At 70.0% G+C, this 1,031-nt stretch carries 2 protein-coding genes; both read left to right on the top strand.

Translation table 11 applies throughout. The annotated features are described in order from the left end of the window. Positions 1 to 236 (top strand): response regulator transcription factor (locus DQW06_RS27460; protein WP_198662568.1); only part of this gene is annotated, 236 nt, incomplete at its 5' end. 105 nt (positions 237 to 341) lie between these two features. Beyond that, positions 342 to 1,031: class I SAM-dependent methyltransferase (locus DQW06_RS27455; protein WP_117199577.1), on the top strand; the 690-nt coding region annotated here is incomplete at its 3' end.

Raw genomic sequence — 1,031 nt, 5'->3', positions numbered from 1 at the left:
CCCCCACACCCGCCGCCCGCGCCGTGGCCACCCTCACCCAGCGCGAGTCCCAGACCCTCACCCTCATGGCCCAGGGGCTCACCAACGCCGAGATCGCCGACCGCCTCTTCCTGGGCACCGAGACCGTCAAGACCCACGTCTCCCACATCCTCACCAAGCTCGGCGTCCGCGACCGCACCCAGGCCGTGATAGCCGCCTACGACTCCGGCCTCATCCGCCCCAACACCGGCCGCTGAGCCCTCCCGCGCACAACGACACACCCACCCCCAGATGAACACACGGCGACAACACTGCTACTTTCAGCAACCACACCGTGTCCATGCCGCACCCGGGGAAACCACATGCCCACCACCATCGACCTCGACCACATCCGCCACCTCTACCGCACCCACCGCGACGACCTGGCCCGCGTCCGCGACCAGATGCGCCACCACCACACCGCCAACCCCCACCTGCGCCCCTGCACCGACGACATCGAAGCCGAGATCACCTACCTGCTCCTGCGCGAGAACGCCCCCGCCCACACCGTCCAGATCGGCACCGACCACGGCTGGTCCACCACCTGGATCCTGTCCGCCCTACGCGACAACGGCACCGGCCACCTGCACTCCTTCGACACCCGCGACCACGCACCCCGCCACGTCCCCACCGACCTGGCCCGCACCCGCTGGACCTTCACCCACGGCGACATCCGCACCAGCACCGCCCACCTGCCCCCGCGCACCGACCACCTGCACATCAACGCCACCCACCAGGGCTGGTTCGCCCGCTGGTACCTGCACCACCTGCTGCCCACCCTGCCCCCGCACACCACCGTCACCGTCCACGACGTCTTCCGCCACCACTCCACCCCGCCCTTCACCGAAGGCGCCCACGTCATGGCCTGGCTCACCACCCACACCACCGGCTTCTTCACCGCCTCCGCCGCCCGCGCACCCCACACCCACCGCGCCCTACGCGAACTCAAGGAAGAACTCGGCCTGACCACACCCCTGCACCCCGGCCACCACAACCCCGCCATCTACTTCCGC

It is taken from the genome of Nocardiopsis sp. TNDT3 (genome assembly GCF_003427465.1).
GTDB lineage: Bacteria > Actinomycetota > Actinomycetes > Streptosporangiales > Streptosporangiaceae > Nocardiopsis > Nocardiopsis dassonvillei.
Note: the sequence above shows the minus strand (reverse complement) of the source record. Positions and strands in the feature narration are given on the sequence as shown.